This window comes from Sphingomonas sp. NPDC092440 (genome assembly GCF_044754985.1).
Taxonomy (GTDB): domain Bacteria; phylum Pseudomonadota; class Alphaproteobacteria; order Sphingomonadales; family Sphingomonadaceae; genus Sphingomonas.
The window spans coordinates 1-1,723 of sequence record NZ_JBIVQA010000037.1; the positions used below are offsets into that span (position 1 = coordinate 1).

The 1,723-nt window shown below is 64.0% G+C and carries 1 protein-coding gene; it reads right to left on the reverse strand.

From position 1 onward, the window contains the following. Positions 1-29: 29 nt before the first annotated feature. Entirely contained in the window at positions 30-1,628 is a 1,599-nt protein-coding gene (locus ACIQCS_RS23930) for an ISL3 family transposase (RefSeq protein WP_401531957.1), read from the reverse strand. Positions 1,629-1,723: the final 95 nt, after the last annotated feature.

The following is a 1,723-nucleotide window of genomic DNA, read 5'->3' on the forward strand; positions in this document are numbered from 1 at the left end:
TGGGTTCTCCCGCACTTTTGGTGCAGGGGTCATGCCATAATGCGAGCGCGGAGTAGATCGATGCCGGCGCGTCCGTACATTGATCGCTTGATAAGTTTGAGCTTGTTGATTTTGCCTTCGACCGGTCCGGTGCTCCAGGGTAGTGCCAATGCGGCACGCACTGCATCGATATCGCGGCGGAGGCCGCGCGCAAACGAGGCGATGGCGCTGCCCAGCGCTTGCGCGAGCCACTGGTCAAGTTCGTTGGCCTTGCGTCCGACGAGCATGTCGTGGAAACGGCGCGCGAGGTCCGCCGCTTCGGCGATTGCAGGCGATGCGGCGCGCATGGCGCCGACAAATCGTGCGTCATCGGTACCGAGCGCGTCGCTGGGCACGGTGAGGAGCCTGACCGCCTGGCGCGATGACGGTGATTTCCAGCGCGGGCGTTCGCCCGAGCCCGCCACAAGCTGTGGTTGACCGTCACGCAATCTGGTCCTGATCCAGCGGCGGAAGCCGCGCACTTCGCCATGGTAACCACGGGCGCACACCTCACGATAGAGTTGGGTGGCATTGCGGCAGCCCTCGTGCCAGCGCGAACGCAGATATGCTTCGAAGGCATTTGCCGGATGACGGGATGCGCGCTCCCAGGTCCCGGGCCGTTTGTCGCGGAGCCATTGGTGAATGGTCTTGCGATCACGGCCGGTCTCGTGAGCGATTGCCGAGATGCTCCAGCCCTTGTCGCGTAAGGCAACGACCTCGTCGAACATTTTGCGCCGACGCGCCCGGCCCTGTCGTTGACGCTCAAGTGCCGTACGGGACTTCCCGATCGCCGCTGGCCGCTCCGGCGAAGGAGGCGAGGCAACATCGTTCGCCAGTGATCGCCCGACCTCCCGAACGAGCCTGTATCGCTTCTCGACCGCGGCGAGCACCGCATCCGAACAGTTGCGCAGCATATGCCAGCGATCCGCGACCTGCCGGGCTGAAGGCGCGCCTTCGCGCGCCCCTTTGGCATAGCTGCCCGCCCGATCGCGCGCGATAATTTGCGCGCCGGGGTTGGATTTCAGCCACGCCGCAAGCGTCGCACTTTCCCGATCCGGCAGCAGATCGACCACGTCGTTGGTTTCGAGGTCGACCAACACGGTGCCATATCGCTGGCCCTTGCGCCACGCCCAGTCGTCAACACCCAGGACGCGCGGAGCAACGGAGCCGACCTGTCGACCGGCGCGGATGACCCGGAGCATCGTATCGGCGCTGATCGGCATACTGAGCCGTTCGATGAGACGAGAACCCGCTTCACCGCCCAGCACAAGGCCAACCGAGCGCTGGATATCGCGAAGGCGTGCTGTACGTCGCGCATGGCTGCCGACGATTTCTTCCGCCCGCTCGGCGAAGATCCGCTGCGCGCACCTCCGGTTGATACACCGCAGCCGGCGCACATGGACGCTGAGCAGTACCGGCCGACCCTGCCACGGCAGATCGGCAATTCGTCGTCGATATCTGCTATGTATCCGTGACGAAACGCGCCGACAGCTCGGACAGCGCGGCGCAGGTTGCCGCGACCGGCAATTGATCACGATCGCCTCGGCCTCAACGATGACTTGCTCTACAATAAGCTGACGGGGAATAAGCGGCAGGATACGCTTCGGCACGGATCGACAAGGCTCCCTCGTTATGGAGCCTGCTTGAATCGACCAGATTCATGATTCGTTCCCCGCCACCTGCACCAAAAGTGCGGGAGAACCCA